This window comes from Proteus vulgaris (assembly GCF_011045815.1).
Classification (GTDB): domain Bacteria; phylum Pseudomonadota; class Gammaproteobacteria; order Enterobacterales; family Enterobacteriaceae; genus Proteus; species Proteus vulgaris_B.
Window position 1 is genome coordinate 480,154 of the sequence record NZ_CP047344.1, and the last position, 16,427, is coordinate 496,580.

At 39.1% G+C, this 16,427-nt stretch carries 17 protein-coding genes; 7 read left to right on the forward strand and 10 right to left on the reverse strand.

Translation table 11 applies throughout. The features are described 5' to 3' along the window. Positions 1-17: 17 nt before the first annotated feature. The gene (locus tag GTH24_RS02345; protein ID WP_164525905.1) at positions 18-644 is read right to left on the reverse strand and encodes a lysoplasmalogenase; all 627 of its coding nucleotides are present in this window, start codon (positions 642-644) and stop codon (positions 18-20) included. 147 nt (positions 645-791) lie between these two features. Between GTH24_RS02345 and GTH24_RS02350 the strand changes: the two genes are divergently transcribed. Next, a complete protein-coding gene (locus tag GTH24_RS02350; RefSeq protein ID WP_072069815.1) occupies positions 792-1,178 on the forward strand; it encodes a DUF2500 family protein in 387 nt (128 codons plus the stop codon). A gap of 79 nt (positions 1,179-1,257) precedes the next feature. Here the strand turns inward: GTH24_RS02350 and GTH24_RS02355 are convergent, their stop codons facing one another. Both GTH24_RS02355 and rsmD read right to left on the reverse strand, forming a co-directional pair. Continuing rightward, entirely contained in the window at positions 1,258-1,554 is a 297-nt protein-coding gene (locus GTH24_RS02355) for a DUF1145 family protein (protein WP_072069814.1), read from the reverse strand. A gap of 17 nt (positions 1,555-1,571) precedes the next feature. After that, the gene (gene rsmD, locus GTH24_RS02360; RefSeq protein ID WP_072069813.1) at positions 1,572-2,156 is read right to left on the reverse strand and encodes a 16S rRNA (guanine(966)-N(2))-methyltransferase; all 585 of its coding nucleotides are present in this window, start codon (positions 2,154-2,156) and stop codon (positions 1,572-1,574) included. 228 nt (positions 2,157-2,384) lie between these two features. Between rsmD and ftsY the strand changes: the two genes are divergently transcribed. The 5 genes from ftsY to GTH24_RS02385 all read left to right on the forward strand — a co-directional run bounded on the left by ftsY (position 2,385) and on the right by GTH24_RS02385 (position 8,544). After that, the gene (gene ftsY, locus GTH24_RS02365) at positions 2,385-4,445 is read left to right on the forward strand and encodes a signal recognition particle-docking protein FtsY (RefSeq protein WP_164525906.1); all 2,061 of its coding nucleotides are present in this window, start codon (positions 2,385-2,387) and stop codon (positions 4,443-4,445) included. A gap of 5 nt (positions 4,446-4,450) precedes the next feature. Continuing rightward, positions 4,451-5,116, forward strand: a complete 666-nt coding sequence (gene ftsE / locus GTH24_RS02370) for a cell division ATP-binding protein FtsE (protein WP_023583735.1) — start codon at positions 4,451-4,453, stop codon at positions 5,114-5,116. Next, on the forward strand, positions 5,109-6,086 hold the full coding sequence (ftsX, locus tag GTH24_RS02375) for a permease-like cell division protein FtsX (RefSeq protein ID WP_072069812.1): 978 nt from the start codon (positions 5,109-5,111) through the stop codon (positions 6,084-6,086). The genes ftsE and ftsX overlap by 8 nt, the downstream gene beginning before the upstream one ends. 363 nt (positions 6,087-6,449) lie before the next feature. Further along, a complete protein-coding gene (gene rpoH / locus GTH24_RS02380; RefSeq protein WP_072069811.1) occupies positions 6,450-7,304 on the forward strand; it encodes an RNA polymerase sigma factor RpoH in 855 nt (284 codons plus the stop codon). Positions 7,305-7,398: 94 nt separating this feature from the next. Then, entirely contained in the window at positions 7,399-8,544 is a 1,146-nt protein-coding gene (locus GTH24_RS02385; RefSeq protein WP_072069810.1) for a glycerate kinase, read from the forward strand. A gap of 62 nt (positions 8,545-8,606) precedes the next feature. Here GTH24_RS02385 and panM read toward each other — a convergent pair whose 3' ends face one another. Both panM and GTH24_RS02395 read right to left on the reverse strand, forming a co-directional pair. Continuing rightward, positions 8,607-9,026, reverse strand: a complete 420-nt coding sequence (panM, locus tag GTH24_RS02390) for an aspartate 1-decarboxylase autocleavage activator PanM (RefSeq protein ID WP_072069809.1) — start codon at positions 9,024-9,026, stop codon at positions 8,607-8,609. A gap of 11 nt (positions 9,027-9,037) precedes the next feature. Further along, entirely contained in the window at positions 9,038-10,225 is a 1,188-nt protein-coding gene (locus tag GTH24_RS02395) for an MFS transporter (protein WP_164525907.1), read from the reverse strand. A 118-nt stretch (positions 10,226-10,343) separates the two neighbouring features. On the opposite strand from GTH24_RS02395, the gene GTH24_RS02400 reads away from it, so the two are divergent. Then, positions 10,344-10,811: a MarR family winged helix-turn-helix transcriptional regulator gene (locus GTH24_RS02400; RefSeq protein ID WP_072069807.1), complete on the forward strand. Its 468-nt coding sequence runs from the start codon at positions 10,344-10,346 to the stop codon at positions 10,809-10,811. Positions 10,812-10,864: 53 nt separating this feature from the next. Here GTH24_RS02400 and GTH24_RS02405 read toward each other — a convergent pair whose 3' ends face one another. The 5 genes from GTH24_RS02405 to ugpB form a co-directional block, all read right to left on the reverse strand. Then, a complete protein-coding gene (locus tag GTH24_RS02405) occupies positions 10,865-11,617 on the reverse strand; it encodes a M48 family metallopeptidase (protein ID WP_072069806.1) in 753 nt (250 codons plus the stop codon). Positions 11,618-12,108: 491 nt separating this feature from the next. Further along, positions 12,109-13,209, reverse strand: a complete 1,101-nt coding sequence (gene ugpC, locus GTH24_RS02410; RefSeq protein WP_072069805.1) for a sn-glycerol-3-phosphate ABC transporter ATP-binding protein UgpC — start codon at positions 13,207-13,209, stop codon at positions 12,109-12,111. Between the two features lies 1 nt (position 13,210). Continuing rightward, positions 13,211-14,059: a sn-glycerol-3-phosphate ABC transporter permease UgpE gene (ugpE, locus tag GTH24_RS02415; RefSeq protein ID WP_164525908.1), complete on the reverse strand. Its 849-nt coding sequence runs from the start codon at positions 14,057-14,059 to the stop codon at positions 13,211-13,213. Next, entirely contained in the window at positions 14,059-14,943 is an 885-nt protein-coding gene (gene ugpA / locus GTH24_RS02420) for a sn-glycerol-3-phosphate ABC transporter permease UgpA (RefSeq protein ID WP_164525909.1), read from the reverse strand. The genes ugpE and ugpA overlap by 1 nt, the downstream gene beginning before the upstream one ends. 62 nt (positions 14,944-15,005) lie before the next feature. Beyond that, positions 15,006-16,310: a sn-glycerol-3-phosphate ABC transporter substrate-binding protein UgpB gene (gene ugpB, locus GTH24_RS02425; protein ID WP_115350552.1), complete on the reverse strand. Its 1,305-nt coding sequence runs from the start codon at positions 16,308-16,310 to the stop codon at positions 15,006-15,008. Positions 16,311-16,427: the final 117 nt, after the last annotated feature.

Sequence of the window (16,427 nt, forward strand, 5' to 3'; positions counted from 1 at the left end):
CAAGGGGTTGATGAAAACTAAAGGAATAAGGCTCTAACAATAAAGAAATGCCCAATAAAATAACAGGCACTGACAAGCCCTTTCGAAGCTGAAAATGAGAAGCGGAAGCGGTTGATTAGCCATATTGAGTAAGCAATCACTAACAATAATGATCCGATCATCACTGATAAGTTGTAATCATTGCTTAAGTAGAATAATTTTTCACCAGCAACCCAAAACATAGCAAATGCAGCTAATAAAGTTAGAGAGGCTGGAATAGCTAATTTATCGAGTTTAGTCCAAACAATAGCTAGAATGATAATGAAAGCAAGAATAACGAATCCAAGTAAAGGAAGATAAAACGAGAGCTGTAATGGTAGTAAAAAACTCACCATGTAAAGTATGTAGCTTAGAAAAATCAATGCGAAAGACGGTAGTAAATACTTACCATCAAATATTCTTAGGACATCAGAAAGTAGTGTTGCTAATAACGCACCGACAATCAGGTAACTATTAATATTGTGTTCAGGAACTTGCCATGCCCAAAGTAATAAAAGAAGTAGCGTGATAGGACGGAATAACCATCGTTGCCAATTCGGCCCACGATATGCTGCATCAATATAAAGCCATCCTGAGAATAATACTGCGAGAAAAGGCCAACTCATAATATCTTCCTTATATTCAGAACTGTTTTATTATTCATAACAGAAAGCTTAATTTAAGAATAGCGGTTAATGACGAAACTGACAGACTTATTAAAATAATATAAAGCACACTGCTTTTTAATCTATATAACGATAGGAATTAATGTAATGAATAAAGCAGCGATTATCGGTATTGCAGTACTGATCATTATTATCGCATCGGCAGCTTATCGTTTTTTTGAACAGCGAAAACAACGAATAAGTGACGATAACTCACCTGTAAAACTTTATATGGTTGAAGTCATTGATAAAAAAGAAATTGTGGCAAATGAACGACGCTCAAGAGAAAATGATGTGAATGGACCAGAAACAACTTATTATTATCAAGTGACCTTTCGTTTAACCACTGATGAACGTAAAGATTTGGTCTTGAATATTGATAAATCATCTTATCAAAATATCGAACCTGAAATGAAAGGACGTTTGTTTATGCAAGGCAGTCGTTTTGTACAGTTTGAAACAGATATGCCAATCGATGAGCAAAATAATAAATAAGCGAAAGTGTTTATAAGATTGGCAACCTCTGGGGTTGATGGGAACCCCAGATAATTGCGAGGATATACGAAGATAATAGTTATTGTTTCGTTTTATTTTTCTGTTTTTCTTCGTATTCTTTTCGTAGCTCTTTTTGTATTTTTAATAATTCAAAAATACCAAAGAAGAAAATACGAAATTGTAATCCAGTGGAAGGTTTTTGATCTTTAGGTTGACCTGCTTTATACATGACAATTTGTAAACCATGCATAATTACCATAAAAATCAATGCAATATCCATAAAGTATTTTAATGGCTTAGGAAAAGGGGAAATAATATTTAAAAATAGAAAGCCCCAAACGCCGACCATTAAAAGTCGGCCAAAAAAGATTAACATAACAACTCCATAAAAAATTAAGCAGATAAACTGCGAATATAAAGGCGATACGCAACTTGCCCAGCGATCTTCTCTCTATGCAATGTCCAATGGATTGGCAGTGTATAAGTCTGTGCTTTAACTTCTTCCTCAATATAAATATAGCAATCTTGTGCTAACCAACCGTTATTTTCTAATAATTGGACAGTGTCAGACAACATGCCTTTATGAAAAGGAGGATCTAAAAAAACCACATTATAAGGTGTGCCTTGTTTTGCGAGAAAGGATAATGCGCTGTCTTGAATAACATGTCCATTATCAGCATTTAGTAAGGCTAAATTTGCAGTAATTTGTTGAGCAACAGGGCGCTCATATTCGATAAAAGTCGTTTCACGAGCATAGCGAGAAAGGGCCTCAATTCCCAAGCCACCACTACCTGCAAAGCAGTCGAGACAGCGAGCATCTTGGATGATGGGCATAAGCCAATTAAAGAGCGTTTCTTTCACTCTATCGGTTGTTGGTCGTAATCCTTGACTATCGAGAACAGGAAGTTTACGACCACGCCATTTACCCCCAATTATTCTAATTTGTCCCATTGGGGCTTTTTGTGGTTTTTTGGCCATATTATTTTGATTTATATCGTTTAAACGTGATTTCTGGAGTGTCTTTTTGAATAAGGGATATGTGTCTATTCATATCTTGATGACTTCCCTTGATTTAATCCGGAATAATTTACCATAAAATTCGTATAAAAGATGCGTTTATCCATGATCAAATGATAGACTTCATTATTATTTTCAATATCGTCAATGTAATCGCGCCATGATTTAGTGCGAGGAGTTTAGTAGCTAATGGCAAAAGAAAAAAAAGGTTTTTTCTCGTGGCTCGGTTTTGGGCGTAACAAAGAAGAAAATATTGAGCAAGAGAAAGAACAGCAACGCTTAGAAGAAGAGCGTTTAGAAAAAGAACGTTTGGCAAAAGAAGCACAAGAAGAAGCTGTTCGCCAAGCAGAACTAAAAGCGGAGCAAGAACGTTTAGAAGTAGAACGCCAAGAAGCGCAACGTGTTGTGCAAGATAGATTGGCACAGGAAGCCGAAAAACAACGTTTAGCACAAGAAAAAGCACAACGCCAAGCAGAAATAGATGCAGAACAAGTGCGTCTAGAAGCTGAGCATGCAGAACAAGCACGTCTGGTTCAAGAGGCACAAGCTCAACGCCTTGCGCAAGAAGCCGAAGCCCAGCGCCAAGCAGAGCAAGAGCGTTTAGAAGCGCAACGTATCGAACAAGAGCGTCTAGCTCAAGAAGCCGAAGCTCAACGCCTTGCGCAAGAAGAAGCCCAGCGCCAAGCAGAGCTGAAAGCAGAGCAAGAGCGTTTAGAAGCGCAACGTATCGAACAAGAGCGTCTAGCTCAAGAAGCTGAAACTCAATGCCTTGCGCAAGAAGAAGCCCAGCGCCAAGCAGAGCTGAAAGCAGAGCAAGAGCGTTTAGAAGCGCAACGTATCGAACAAGAGCGTCTAGCTCAAGAAGCTGAAACTCAACGCCTTGCGCAAGAAGAAGCCCAGCGCCAAGCTGAGCTGAAAGCAGAGCAAGAGCGTTTAGAAGCGCAACGTATCGAACAAGAGCGTCTAGCTCAAGAAGCACAAGCTCAACGCCTTGCGCAAGAAGAAGCCCAGCGCCAAGCAGAGCTGAAAGCAGAGCAAGAGCGTTTAGAAGCACAACGTATCGAACAAGAGCGTCTAGCTCAAGAAGCTGAAGCTCAACGCCTTGCGCAAGAAGAAGCCCAGCGCCAAGCAGAGCTGAAAGCAGAGCAAGAGCGTTTAGAAGCACAACGTATCGAACAAGAGCGTCTAGCTCAAGAAGCACAAGCTCAACGCCTTGCGCAAGAAGAAGAAAACGAACGTCTCGCTATTGCACAAGCAGAAGCAGAAGATATTGAATCTTTACGCGAAGAAGTGCTTGCAGATAAAGTTGTTGAGCAAGAAAAACCTAAAAGAGAAGGTTTTTTTAGCCGACTGAAAAAAGGCTTGCTGAAAACTCGCCAGAACTTAGGTTCAGGATTTCTTGGTTTATTTCGTGGTAAGAAAATTGATGATGAGCTTTTTGAAGAGTTAGAAGAGCAACTCTTAATCGCTGATGTGGGAATGGAAACCACGACTAAAATCATCACCAGCCTGACCAAACACGCAACACATAAAGATCTTAAAGATGCTGAAGCCCTTTACGGCAAATTACGTGAAGAGATGGGCGAGATCTTAACGAAAGTTGATAAGCCATTAAATATTGAAGGTAAAAAACCTTTTGTTATTTTAATGGTCGGAGTTAATGGTGTGGGTAAGACAACCACAATCGGGAAATTAGCGCGACAATATCAAGCTGAAGGTAAATCTGTCATGTTAGCAGCTGGTGATACTTTCCGTGCTGCGGCTGTTGAACAGTTACAAGTTTGGGGTGAGCGCAATAATATTCCGGTTGTTGCACAACATACCGGCGCTGATCCTGCATCAGTGATTTTTGATGCGATCCAATCAGCACAGGCAAAAGGTGTCGATGTTCTTATTGCGGATACCGCAGGACGATTGCAGAATAAATCCCATTTAATGGAAGAGCTGAAAAAAATCGTTCGTGTTATGAAGAAATTAGACGAAGAAGCACCACATGAAGTGATGCTGACGTTAGATGCAAGTACCGGACAAAATGCAGTTAGTCAGGCTAAACTCTTTAATGAAACAGTTGGGCTAACTGGATTAACATTGACTAAACTCGATGGTACAGCAAAGGGGGGGGTTATTTTCTCTATTGCTGATCAGTTTAGTATTCCTATCCGTTATATCGGGGTAGGTGAGGGTATTGAAGATCTACGTCCGTTTAAGGCCGACGATTTTATTGAGGCTCTGTTTGCCCGCGAGGAGTAGTTGTAATGATCCGCTTCGAACACGTCAGCAAGGCTTATTTAGGTGGAAGACAAGCATTACAGGGAGTTGATTTCCATCTTCGCCCTGGAGAAATGGCTTTTTTAACGGGTCACTCTGGTGCCGGTAAAAGTACATTGCTTAAGTTAATTTGTGGAATAGAACGTCCTAGTGATGGCGCTATTTGGTTTGCTGGGCATGATATTAGCAGATTGAAAAATAGTGAGATCCCTTTTCTGCGTCGTCAAATTGGGATGATCTTCCAAGATCACCATTTATTGATGGATAGAACGGTTTATGACAATGTCTCTCTTCCACTGATTATTGCTGGCGCAAGTGAAGAGGATATTCGACGCAGAGTTTCCGCAGCTTTAGATAAAGTGGGGCTTTTGGATAAAGCTAAAAATTATCCGATCCAACTTTCTGGTGGTGAACAACAGCGTGTAGGTATTGCTCGCGCTGTTGTGAATAAGCCAACGGTTTTGCTTGCGGATGAACCAACGGGCAACCTTGATGGTGAGCTTTCAGAAGGCATAATGCGTCTTTTTGAAGAGTTTAATCGTGTAGGTGTCACTGTGTTAATGGCAACACATGATATGTCTTTGATTGAGCGTAGAAATTATCGCATTCTTACATTAGGGCAAGGCAGAATGGTGGGAGGACAAAATGGCTAAAGCAAAAAGTTCCCGTAAATCAATGCCAACGCCAGGCGCAAAAACCAAGGCGCTAAAAGGGGGAAGACGTGAACAATGGCGTTATGCATGGCGTAATACCATGGCTGACTTTTTACGCCAGCCGCTTTCTTCCTTTCTAACGGTAATGGTAGTCGCCATTTCATTAACATTACCTAGCATCTTTTATATTGTGTGGAAAAATGTTTCAACTGCGGCAGAGCAGTGGTATCCCACTCCACAACTAACCGTTTATCTTGATAAATCTCTTGATGATTCATTGGCTGAAGCAACGATCAAAAAAATAGAAGCTTTAGAGAAAGTGGGAGAGGTGAACTATCTTTCACGGCAAGACTCGCTGGTGGAATTCCGTTCTTGGTCTGGCTTTAGCAGTGCATTAGATATGTTAGAAGAGAATCCATTGCCTGCGGTAGCAATTGTGACTCCTGTTATGGACCCAAGCGATCAACAATTGATGGTGAATTTGCGTGATACCGTGACGAAAATACCCGGTGTTGATGAAGTTAGAATGGATGATAGTTGGTTTGCTCGGCTTTCAACGTTGACTTCATTAGTAGGACAAATTGCTTTGGTGATCGGTTCATTGATGGTTGTCGCCCTGTTATTGGTGATTGGTAACAGTGTACGCCTCAATATTTTCAGTCGTCGCGATACCATTAATGTTATGAAACTTATTGGTGCAACCGATGGTTTTATTATGCGCCCTTTCCTGAATTGGGGATTAATCCTTGGATTTATTGGTGCTGTGTTTGCCCTAATTTTTTCTGCTCTATTAGTGTGGAAACTTTCTGATGTGGTGACTCAAGCCGCAACGGTATTTGGGACTTCTTTTTCCATTTCAGGATTAGGATTTGATGAGTCAATTATTCTTATACTCGTAGCGATGACTATCGGTTGGCTTGCTGCATGGTTGACGACAATGCAGCATTTGCGTCAATTTACACCAGAATAACGAATTAGAGCACTTTTATACTGCTCTTCTAAATCATGAGAGATATTTTTTATCAGGCTGGGTTACGTTAATATCGTCACCCAGCCATTTTATCAACGGCCCGTCTCTGGCATAATAATGCTCGCAATCTTTTCTAAGGCAAGCCAACGATCATGTTTGCCTCTGCATGGGAAAGTACAAAGATATGTAAACATAGATGCGAGATGAACCTTTAATCTTTATGCTGGTCAAATAGTCGTTATGATAAAAACACATCGTAAAAAAACTTAACTGACTTCCTATTTAAGCTATATTTATAAGGCTCATCTGTTTTCCCTTACAGTAATAATCTTAATTATTTATTTGATTTTCATGAGGATTTGAATGACAAAAGAAATGCAATCCTTAGCATTGGTTCCGCAAGGCAGCATCGAAGCGTATATACGTGCAGCCAATTCCTATCCGATGTTAACCGCAGAGGAAGAAAAGGAACTCGCTGAACGGCTGCATTACGAGGGTGATTTGGATGCGGCAAGAACGCTTATCCTGTCACATCTGCGCTTCGTTATTCATGTTGCTCGCAGCTATTCTGGCTATGGTTTACCCCAAGCCGACCTTATCCAAGAAGGCAATATTGGTCTGATGAAAGCGGTGCGCCGTTTTAACCCAGAAGTGGGTGTCAGACTGGTCTCTTTTGCCGTACATTGGATCAAGGCAGAAATTCATGAATATGTGTTACGTAACTGGCGTATCGTGAAAGTCGCGACCACTAAATCTCAACGTAAACTGTTTTTTAATCTGCGAAAAAATAAAAAACGTTTAGGTTGGTTTAATCAAGATGAAGTGGAATTAGTCGCAAGAGAATTGGGTGTGTCAGAAAGTGATGTCCGAGAAATGGAATCACGAATGTCAGCGCAAGATATGGCATTTGATATGACTGCTGATGATAGTGATGATTCACATCCAATTGCTCCAGTACTCTTCTTAGAAGATAAGTCTTCAGACTTTGCCGACGGCATTGAGGAAGATAACTGGGATAATCATGCAACGGATAAACTGACGTCAGCAATTGAAACTCTTGATGAACGTAGCCAAGATATTATTCGTGCCCGTTGGCTAGATGATGATAACAAATCGACATTGCAAGATTTGGCGACAAAATATGGTGTATCTGCTGAACGTGTTCGCCAATTAGAAAAAAATGCGATGAAGAAATTGCGTTTAGCGATTGAAGATTAATCACATTTCAGACCATGTACACGCTCTCATAAAGTAGAGTATGTTATAAAAGCGATATGAAAATATCGCTTTTTTATTGCCTGGAGAATATAACGTGAAAATAGTTATCGCCCCTGATTCATTTAAAGAAAGCTTAAGTGCGAAAGAAGTCGCAACAGCAATAAAACAGGGATTTTCACGCTATTTACCAGATGCGCAATACTATTGCATTCCTATGGCTGATGGGGGAGAAGGTACAGTCACATCATTAGTTGATGCCACTCAAGGGCGATTAATTACTACGCCAGTTTGCTCACCTTTAGGTAAACAAGTGATAGCAACGTGGGGTATTTTAGGCGATAACACGACTGCCGTGATTGAAATGGCACAAGCGTCGGGCCTTCATCTTATTCCAGCCTCTCAACGTGACCCCAATTTAACGACCAGTTATGGTACGGGCGAATTAATTAATGCAGCTCTTGATATGGGAGTTAAAAAAATTATTTTGGGATTAGGTGGAAGTGCTACAAATGATGCAGGTGCAGGCATGATGCAAGCACTTGGTCTTGGTCTTAAAGATAAACTAGGCTCCTCTTTACCTTTTGGTGGGCTAGCATTAACACAGCTCCATTCTATTGATATCACAACTCTTAACCCTAAATTTAAGCAAGTCGAGATCGAAATTGCTTGTGATGTAACAAACCCGTTGTGTGGAGAAAAAGGAGCATCAGCTATTTTTGGTCCTCAAAAAGGAGCAACCAAAGACGATATTGTGCAACTTGATAAAGCCTTACGTCATTTTGGCACTTATCTTGAGAAAATGACGCAACGACACCTTATCAATATTGCAGGAAGTGGTGCTGCTGGTGGACTTGCCTTGCCATTACTTGCCTTTACTCAAGCTACTTTGTCACAAGGTGTAGATCTTGTTGCTAAGGCAGTTGAATTAGAAAAATATTTGAAAGATGCAGACTTAGTGATAACCGGTGAAGGTCGCATGGATAGCCAATCCGCACAGGGTAAAACACCTACCGGAGTGGCTAAATTAGCCAAAAAATATCACCTTCCTGTCGTTGCATTGGTGGGCGGGTATTTATCTGATTATGAAGTTGTTTACCAACACGGGATTGATGCTGTTTTTTCTATTGTACCCGGCGTTTCCACACTTTCAGATGCATTAGATAATGCACAAAAGAATCTTAGTGAGACGGCTTATAATGTGGCTAGACTTTATGCTTTAGCTATTCGTCATACTTCTTGACCGCGTTCATTCAAATTAATCATATAATTATGTATGCTTCTAGCGACTCGTTCACTTGTCACCTAGTTACACCTTGAATTATTTAGAATATAAAGATGAGATTGTGGTGATGGACTAAATTGATGGTGTACTAAAAAAGCATGTGCAACATCATATCCATTTTCTTCTGCGGATAAACTTATTGCTTGCCAATGAAAAATATCAGGGTATGCAGATAAACATTGTGTCAATAAATAATGCCCAACACCGCGCCGACGAGTTACTTCTCTGACCATAAAATCAGTAATAACCGCTTTTTTACCCGATAATTTAATCCAGCAAGCAGCTAATAATCGCTCATTAAATTTCGCCACAAAGAGTACATTTTCGTTGTTGATCTCATTTGCTAGAGCCGATTGATAACGTGTATCTTGCCAAATTTTACCTAAATCAATACGGTCTTGTTCAGAGAGTTGTGTCAGTTTTTCAATGGTTAATTTCATTAAATATCCTGTTAGTTTGCAGTTTGTTTTTTTTCTTTTAATGAAGACATTAAGGTCTTAATGGTGAAACACAATGCCAAACTCGTTAAGATCACACAAGAATAAAAGACATATTCATAGTTATTGTCAGTTACAAAATAGACCGAAATCATAGGACCAGTAGCCATTCCACAATAACGAATAAAGTTATAAATCCCCATTGCAGTTGCCCTCATCGAGCCAAAATGACTTGCTAATAATGTAGTGTGCGTTGGCATGGTTAAACCCAAAGAAAGCCCATATAACACAGTTAAGCCAAGCATGACAGGTAATGATATTTGCCAAAAGAGTGCAAATAACGTCAACATAATCAGATTGATACAAGAGGTAATAATCACACCATATTCAGCACTAAATAGATGGCAAATTCTACGGTAAAGATAGCTACCTAAGACAAGTGCAATCGACATAGGCATATATAATCCACCTATTTCAGTACTGTTAAGTTGATAGAGATGAAAGGCAATTAAGGGTAAGAAAACCAGTAGGCAAAAATAGTTATAAAACACCATAAAACTCATGACAAATACAGATTTACCCTCAGGCGCTATAAGCACTTGTTGCATTGCTGATAAGCTTTTAAAAGTTTCTTTCTGTTCCGGACGTGTTTCAGGTAAATAAAAGAGATGTATGATCAGTAATAGGATACCGATAACAGCCAAGAAAATAAAAATACCTTGATATTGATAATGTTGCGCTAAATATCCACCTAATAAAGGGCCACAAGCAGGCGCTAGTGCTAATAGCATTTGATACGATCCCATTGCTTTTGCGCGATCGTTTCCTTGATAAAGATCGCCAAGAATAGTTGCCGCAACCACGGGAATGGCAGCAATACCGATAGCTTGGATCACACGCCAAAAGATCAATAAGCTAATAGAGTCAGACCAAACACAGCCCAATGCGCCCACAATAGAAATTGCTAATCCACTGAGTAAAATTGGTTTTCTTCCCCATTTATCAATCAACGAACCATAAAATAGTTGCATAACAGCCATAGCAAAAGTAAATGCAGATACCGTCAGATTAACCAGTGATAACGTGGTATTAAATTGCTGTTGGATCAAGGGAAGTACAGGGGTATAAATATTTTGTGCTAAAGAGCCTAATAATGCGCTAAAGCAAATGAGATAAAACAAACTGCGGATTGATAATTTCATTTTATTGCCTCTTATTATCTATTTTGTTTCCATGGAAACAAAATAGATAATAGCGATATTTTGATTGTTGTAAATACTTTTGGTACTATTTTTTTAAAATTTTTTCCAAGGAAACAAAATGGCAAAAGAGAATGTAACAACACAAGACTTGTTAAAAGGGTTAAGTGATTTTTTGCATCTTAAAGATGAATATGTCAATGAGGAGCATAAAAAAGTATTAGAAGAGAAGGGGTTAGAGAATTATTCACTCACGGAATTGCATGTTATTCATTGTATTGGTGAGGAGAGCATGAGAAATCTTACGACCATTAGTGAATATATGGCAATGACTCGAGGAGCTGTTTCAAAAATTTGTAGCCGATTACAAAAAAAAGGTGCGATTGAAAAAATAAAATTGGCAGACAATCAAAAAGAGATCTTTTTTATTTTAACCGCTCAAGGAGAGCTGCTTTTTCATGCGCATGGAGTATTACATCAACAATCTCAAGCAAAATGGTCAGCGTTATTTGAACAATATGATCAGCATGAAAGGCAAGCAATTAAACGTTTTTTTACCGATGTTACGGATCGTTTTCGTCATTCGTAACCGATAAACCTGAAAAGAAAACCCCCATACCATAAGATATAGGGGCAAGATCATTATTTCTTATCTGCTGCAATGCGATTACGGATATTATCAGCACGCTCTTTTGATGGTGGGTGAGAATCAAACATACTTGAATCACCACCCCCTAATTTAGCGAGCTTCTCAAAGCCTGTAACTAACCCTGCTGTATTAACGCCACGTTTTGTTAGCAGATCATAAGAGAAATTATCTGCTTCAGTTTCTTGATGTTGTGAGAATTGAGCATTAATTAATTTCTGACCCATTTCAGCTAATTGTGAGCTGCTTAATTGTGCTGCAACGCCACCCGCTGATGCTGCTGCGGTACGTGCTGCAACGGTTGCGTGAGCAACTTGAATTGCTTTACGGGTATGACCTAAAGCAACGTGACCCATTTCATGACCTAAAACACCTTCAACTTCATTATCAGTCATCATGTCCATTAAACCACTGTAAACACGAACACAACCGTTAGCCATAGCCCATGCGTTCACATCTTTAGTCATGTAAACTTTGTAATTTACTGGAGTGCCGTTAACTTCACTACCTAACGCTTTAGCGATGTTATTTAAGCGTTTGGTGTAAGTGCTATTGGCTGGTGCGACTTTATTTTGAGCATCCATCTCTTTACATGCATCATTTGTTAGTGCTTTGATATCATCATCGCTTAATGTTGCTGCTTGGAAAAGTTGGGTTCCTGATTTAGTCAGCATATCGGTATTGAGGTTTTGACAACCAGAGAGTAGTGCTGCTGATACCATCACTGTAGCAAGTAATTTAATTTTCATTTTTTAATTAAGTCCTTTTCTGCTTGGCAGTTTATATAAGTGCAGATCAAATTCGAGCAGAAGAATAACAGTGCTTATCTATTAGCGCAATATAGGTGTTTTATGAAAAAATATTATCTCAATATATGTTTTTTCTTTTCTCAGCAAAAATGTATTATTATTTCTTTCCTTAACATGAGAAAAAAACAGATTAATAATTTTAACTTGCTTAAAAATAAGATAATTAATAGATAAGCTAAGTTTAAAAAGATAAGCTTTGTTGGATAAATATTATATAAAACATTTAATTGAACTTACTTTAAGTGTAAGTGATGTTTTTTTATTTATTTGGAATAATATCAAAATAATACTGTATCTAGTACGGGTTTTTATTTGTTTAATTCTGACAATTTTTATATTTTTGATATTTATTGCTTTGTTATAAATAAATAGCGATGCTCAATACATCGCTATTCAGATTAAACTGAAAATGAAGAAATAATATCAATATTTTATGAAACCATTAATTCACTGATGATCATAAAAGGGCGATTAATACGTTTTCCTGTTTGCTCATCAAAGAAATGTAGGTTTTCAGGATGAATAGTAAGACCTATTTTGTGACCAATATTAACACCATGATCGTTCGGTGCGCGAATAACAACAGCTTGTTTTTGTTTATCACAGGTTGTGGCGTAAATTAAAACATCAGCACCTAATGCTTCAATAAACTCAACATCCACATGAAACATAGGGTGCTGGTGGTTAATAAGTAAATGTTCAGGGCGTAAACCTAATTTAATCACTTGATAAGGAAGGTGCTGAGCTGAAACAGCAATGTGCCCATCAGCGACTTCAATCACACCATGATTAATGGGAGTATCTAAAATATTCATTGCAGGAGAACCCATAAAAGTAGCAACAAACACGGAAGCCGGGCTTTCATAAATATCTAGCGGTGTACCCACTTGCTCTATATTTCCTTGATTTAGTACCACCAACTTATCGGCTAATGTCATGGCTTCAACTTGATCGTGTGTAACGTAGATCGAAGTCGTTGAGAGTTTTCGTTGTAGCTTTTTTATCTCAAGGCGCATTTGTACACGTAACTTTGCATCAAGGTTAGAGAGTGGCTCATCAAATAAAAAGACTTTAGGTTTACGGACAATGGCTCTGCCCATTGCCACACGTTGTCGTTGCCCACCTGATAGCTCTTTAGGTTTTCTATCAAGTAAATGGCTGATTTCCAGCATTTGAGCTGCATTTGTGACAAGTTCTTCAATCTTTTCTTTTGGTGTTTTTCGATTACGCAAGCCATATGCCATGTTGTTATAAACCGACATATGAGGATAAAGGGCATAGTTTTGAAAAACCATGGCGATATCACGCTCACTGGGTTCGTGTTCATTAACACGAAAATTATCAATAAGTAAATCACCTTGTGTAATGGTTTCTAATCCCGCAATCATGCGCAGTAATGTCGATTTACCACAGCCACTAGGGCCAACTAATACCACCATTTCGCCTTGCTCAATAGAAAGGTTTAATTTTGAAATGGCTTGATGACCATTTGGGTAACGCTTTTCTAAATCGCTGAGAGTGACGGTTGTCATGTTATTTCTCCGTATCAATAAAGCCTTTTACAAAGGCTCTTTGCATCAGAATGACGATAAAGACAGGAGGCAACATCGCAATTAATGTGGTTGCCATAATTTTATTCCATTCAATAACACCATCGGAAACCGCAACCATCTGTTTGATACCCATCACAATAGTGTAATAGTGGGTATCTGTAGTGATCAGCATTGGCCAAAGATATTGGTTCCAGCCATAAATAAATGTGATAACAAACAAGGCGGCTATATTGGTACGTGAAAGAGGAAGTAAGATGGTGAAAAAGAATCGTATTGGGCCCGCGCCATCAATTTGGGCTGCTTCAATAAGCTCTGGGGTGATAGTAAGAAAGAATTGTCGAAATAAAAAAGTAGCGGTAGCGCTGGCAATTAATGGAACTGTTAATCCTGCATAAGAGTTCAGCATATTAAGGTTAGTAACAACCTCAAATGTCGGCATAATACGAACTTCAACAGGCAACATTAATGTAAAAAAGATAGTCCAAAAGGCTAGCATACGACCTGGAAAGCGAAAAAATACAACAGCATAGGCTGATAAAATCGAAATTGTTAACTTTCCGATAGTGATCACTAACGCCATGATTAGTGAATTCAACAACATGCTATTAATTGAAATCGCACTATTTTGTGTTGTGCCCGCTTGTGACAATAGCGTTTTAAAAATACCGAAACCTTCAGTACCGAACCAAAGCGGTGAACCTGTGGCAAATGCAGTATTTTGATGTGTTGTAGCAACAAACGCTATCCATACAGGAAATGCGACAGAAAGAATGCCAACAATGAGAATAAAGTGGCAAAAAGCGTGAAATAAAGGTCTGCGTTCAACCATCAGTAAGCCACCTTTTTCTCAACATAACGAAACTGGATCACGGTTAATATCGCGACAATAAACATTAAGATAACGGATTGTGCGGCTGAAGAGCCTAAATCTAATCCTACAAAACCATCGTTATAGACTTTATACACTAATGTTGATGTGCTACTTCCCGGGCCACCTTGTGTCATGGCATGGATAATGGCGAAAGTATCAAAAAAGGCGTAGGCAAAATTCACGACCAGTAAGAAAAATGTGGTCGGTGAAATGAGTGGAAAACTTATTGTTATAAAGCGTTTAATAGGTCCACTGCCATCAATAGCCGCCGCTTCTAATAGTGATTTAGGCACAGATTGTAAGGCGGATAGGAAAAACAAAAAGTTATAACTCACTTGTTTCCATGTCGCAGTTAAAATCACCATCCACATCGCGTGATGTGTATTCAGTACGGGATCCCAATTAATGCCTATCTGTTTTAATAATTGGCTTAATACGCCAATCGTGGGATCAAGCATAAATAACCAAAGAAAACCCGCGATAACTGGCGCAATGGCATAGGGTGAAATTAAGATCGTGCGATAAAACAGTTTGCCTCGTAAAACTTGCTCGGCAATACCTGCCAAAACAAGCGCAGATAACATAGAGAGCAAGACAACACCGGTGCTAAAAATCAATGTCGTGATTAAACTGTCAAAATAGTAACTATTACTAAATAAACGCTGAAAGTTTTCGAGACCCACAAACTCACTACTCAGGCCAAACGCATCTTCTAATTGAAATGACTGAAAGAAAGCTTGCCCAGCAGGCCAAATAAAAAAGATAAGTGTGATAGCCAGTTGAGGAAAAATCAGCGCTAGGGGTAACCATTTTTGTTTAAAATAAATGGATTGAGAAGCCATACAGTATCCAGTAAATCGATAAAAACAGAAGACGAGCCGTTAAGCTCGCCTGATAAATGTGATTATTGAGTACGTTCAAAACGGCGTAATTGCTCATTTCCACGCGTGACTGCATTATCCAATGCGGCCTGAGCGCTCTGTTTTCCTGACCATACTTTTTCTAACTCTTCATCAACAATTTCACGTGTTTGCAAGAAATTACCAAAGCGTAATCCTTTGGAGTTTGTGGTCGGTTCTGAGGTTGTCATTTGTAATATTGCAGTGTCAGCCCCTGGATTTTGCTGATAAAAGCCTTGTTGTTGTGTCAATGCGTAAGCGGCTTTAGTTACAGGAAGATAGCCTGTAGCTTGGTGCCAATCAGCTTGTACTTCAGGGCTTGAAAGATAGGTGAAGAATTTTGCTACACCGTTATATTCTGCATCGGGACGTCCTGACATAACCCATAACGATGCACCACCAATAATGGTGTTAGCGGGTTTTTGTACAAGCGTATCGTCATAAGGTAATTGACTAACACCAATATCAATTCCTTTCATATTCTCTTTAATACCAGCAAAACCCGCTGATGATTCCATCACCATGGCGCACTCTTGGGTATAAAATAGAGGCATTGAGTCGGATTGACGCCCACCATATTTGAAAATACCTGATTTAGACCAATCTGCCATTTGTTGAATATGAGCAACGAAAGGGGCCTTATTAAATAGAAACGTCGTATCTAAGCCATCAAAACCATTATTTTTTGTCGCAACAGGCAAATTATTACGTGCCCCAAAGTTTTCTATTTGTGTCCATGATTGCCATGTGGTGGTAAAGCCACATTTTACTCCAGAGTCGAGTAATTTTTGAGACACAACTTCCATCTCTTTCCATGTTTTAGGCGGTTGGTCTATACCTGCTTTTTTAAATAGAACCTTGTTGTAGTAAAGCACGGGTGTTGAGCTATTAAAGGGCAGTGACATCATTTTGCCATCGCTGGTGGTGTAATAGCCGGTGACTGTAGATAGATAACTATTTGGATCAAAAGGCTCGTTAGTTTTTTCCATTAATTGATAAACCGGAAAAACGGCCTTTTTAGCTCCCATCATGCTGGCTGTACCGACTTCAAAGACTTGCACAATAGCTGGTTGGTTTTTAGCACGAAACGAAGCTACTGCACTGGTCATCGTTTCAGCATAAGTGCCTTTATAAACAGGCTTGATCTCATATTCAGATTGGCTTGCATTAAAATCAGATGCGATTTGATTAACTTTCTGACCAAGCGCACCTCCCATTGCATGCCACCATTCAATTTGTGTTTTTGCGTGTGTAGGTGAAGCAAAGAGTGTCATCGCAACGGCAAGGCCCGTTATTGATTTTATCGACATGCAGTATTTCCTTTTAAATCGAGAGTTAAAGGTGCAATCTAGTTTGCTAATTACCCTAAATGTCATTTATGACAAAGGGGTGACAATTAAATGAAGAGTTATTGATGGTGTGACTGT

Coding starts and splice junctions, on each gene's coding strand:
- GTH24_RS02405 (WP_072069806.1), bottom strand. CDS start 11,617: ATGAAAATTAAATTACTTGCTACAGTGATGGTATCAGCAGCACTACTC.
- GTH24_RS02395 (WP_164525907.1), bottom strand. CDS start 10,225: ATGAAATTATCAATCCGCAGTTTGTTTTATCTCATTTGCTTTAGCGCA.
- panM (WP_072069809.1), bottom strand. CDS start 9,026: ATGAAATTAACCATTGAAAAACTGACACAACTCTCTGAACAAGACCGT.
- GTH24_RS02350 (WP_072069815.1), top strand. CDS start 792: ATGAATAAAGCAGCGATTATCGGTATTGCAGTACTGATCATTATTATC.
- ftsX (WP_072069812.1), top strand. CDS start 5,109: ATGGCTAAAGCAAAAAGTTCCCGTAAATCAATGCCAACGCCAGGCGCA.
- GTH24_RS02400 (WP_072069807.1), top strand. CDS start 10,344: ATGGCAAAAGAGAATGTAACAACACAAGACTTGTTAAAAGGGTTAAGT.
- ftsY (WP_164525906.1), top strand. CDS start 2,385: ATGGCAAAAGAAAAAAAAGGTTTTTTCTCGTGGCTCGGTTTTGGGCGT.
- rpoH (WP_072069811.1), top strand. CDS start 6,450: ATGACAAAAGAAATGCAATCCTTAGCATTGGTTCCGCAAGGCAGCATC.
- ugpA (WP_164525909.1), bottom strand. CDS start 14,943: ATGGCTTCTCAATCCATTTATTTTAAACAAAAATGGTTACCCCTAGCG.
- ugpC (WP_072069805.1), bottom strand. CDS start 13,209: ATGACAACCGTCACTCTCAGCGATTTAGAAAAGCGTTACCCAAATGGT.
- rsmD (WP_072069813.1), bottom strand. CDS start 2,156: ATGGCCAAAAAACCACAAAAAGCCCCAATGGGACAAATTAGAATAATT.
- GTH24_RS02355 (WP_072069814.1), bottom strand. CDS start 1,554: ATGTTAATCTTTTTTGGCCGACTTTTAATGGTCGGCGTTTGGGGCTTT.
- ftsE (WP_023583735.1), top strand. CDS start 4,451: ATGATCCGCTTCGAACACGTCAGCAAGGCTTATTTAGGTGGAAGACAA.
- GTH24_RS02345 (WP_164525905.1), bottom strand. CDS start 644: ATGAGTTGGCCTTTTCTCGCAGTATTATTCTCAGGATGGCTTTATATT.
- ugpB (WP_115350552.1), bottom strand. CDS start 16,310: ATGTCGATAAAATCAATAACGGGCCTTGCCGTTGCGATGACACTCTTT.
- ugpE (WP_164525908.1), bottom strand. CDS start 14,059: ATGGTTGAACGCAGACCTTTATTTCACGCTTTTTGCCACTTTATTCTC.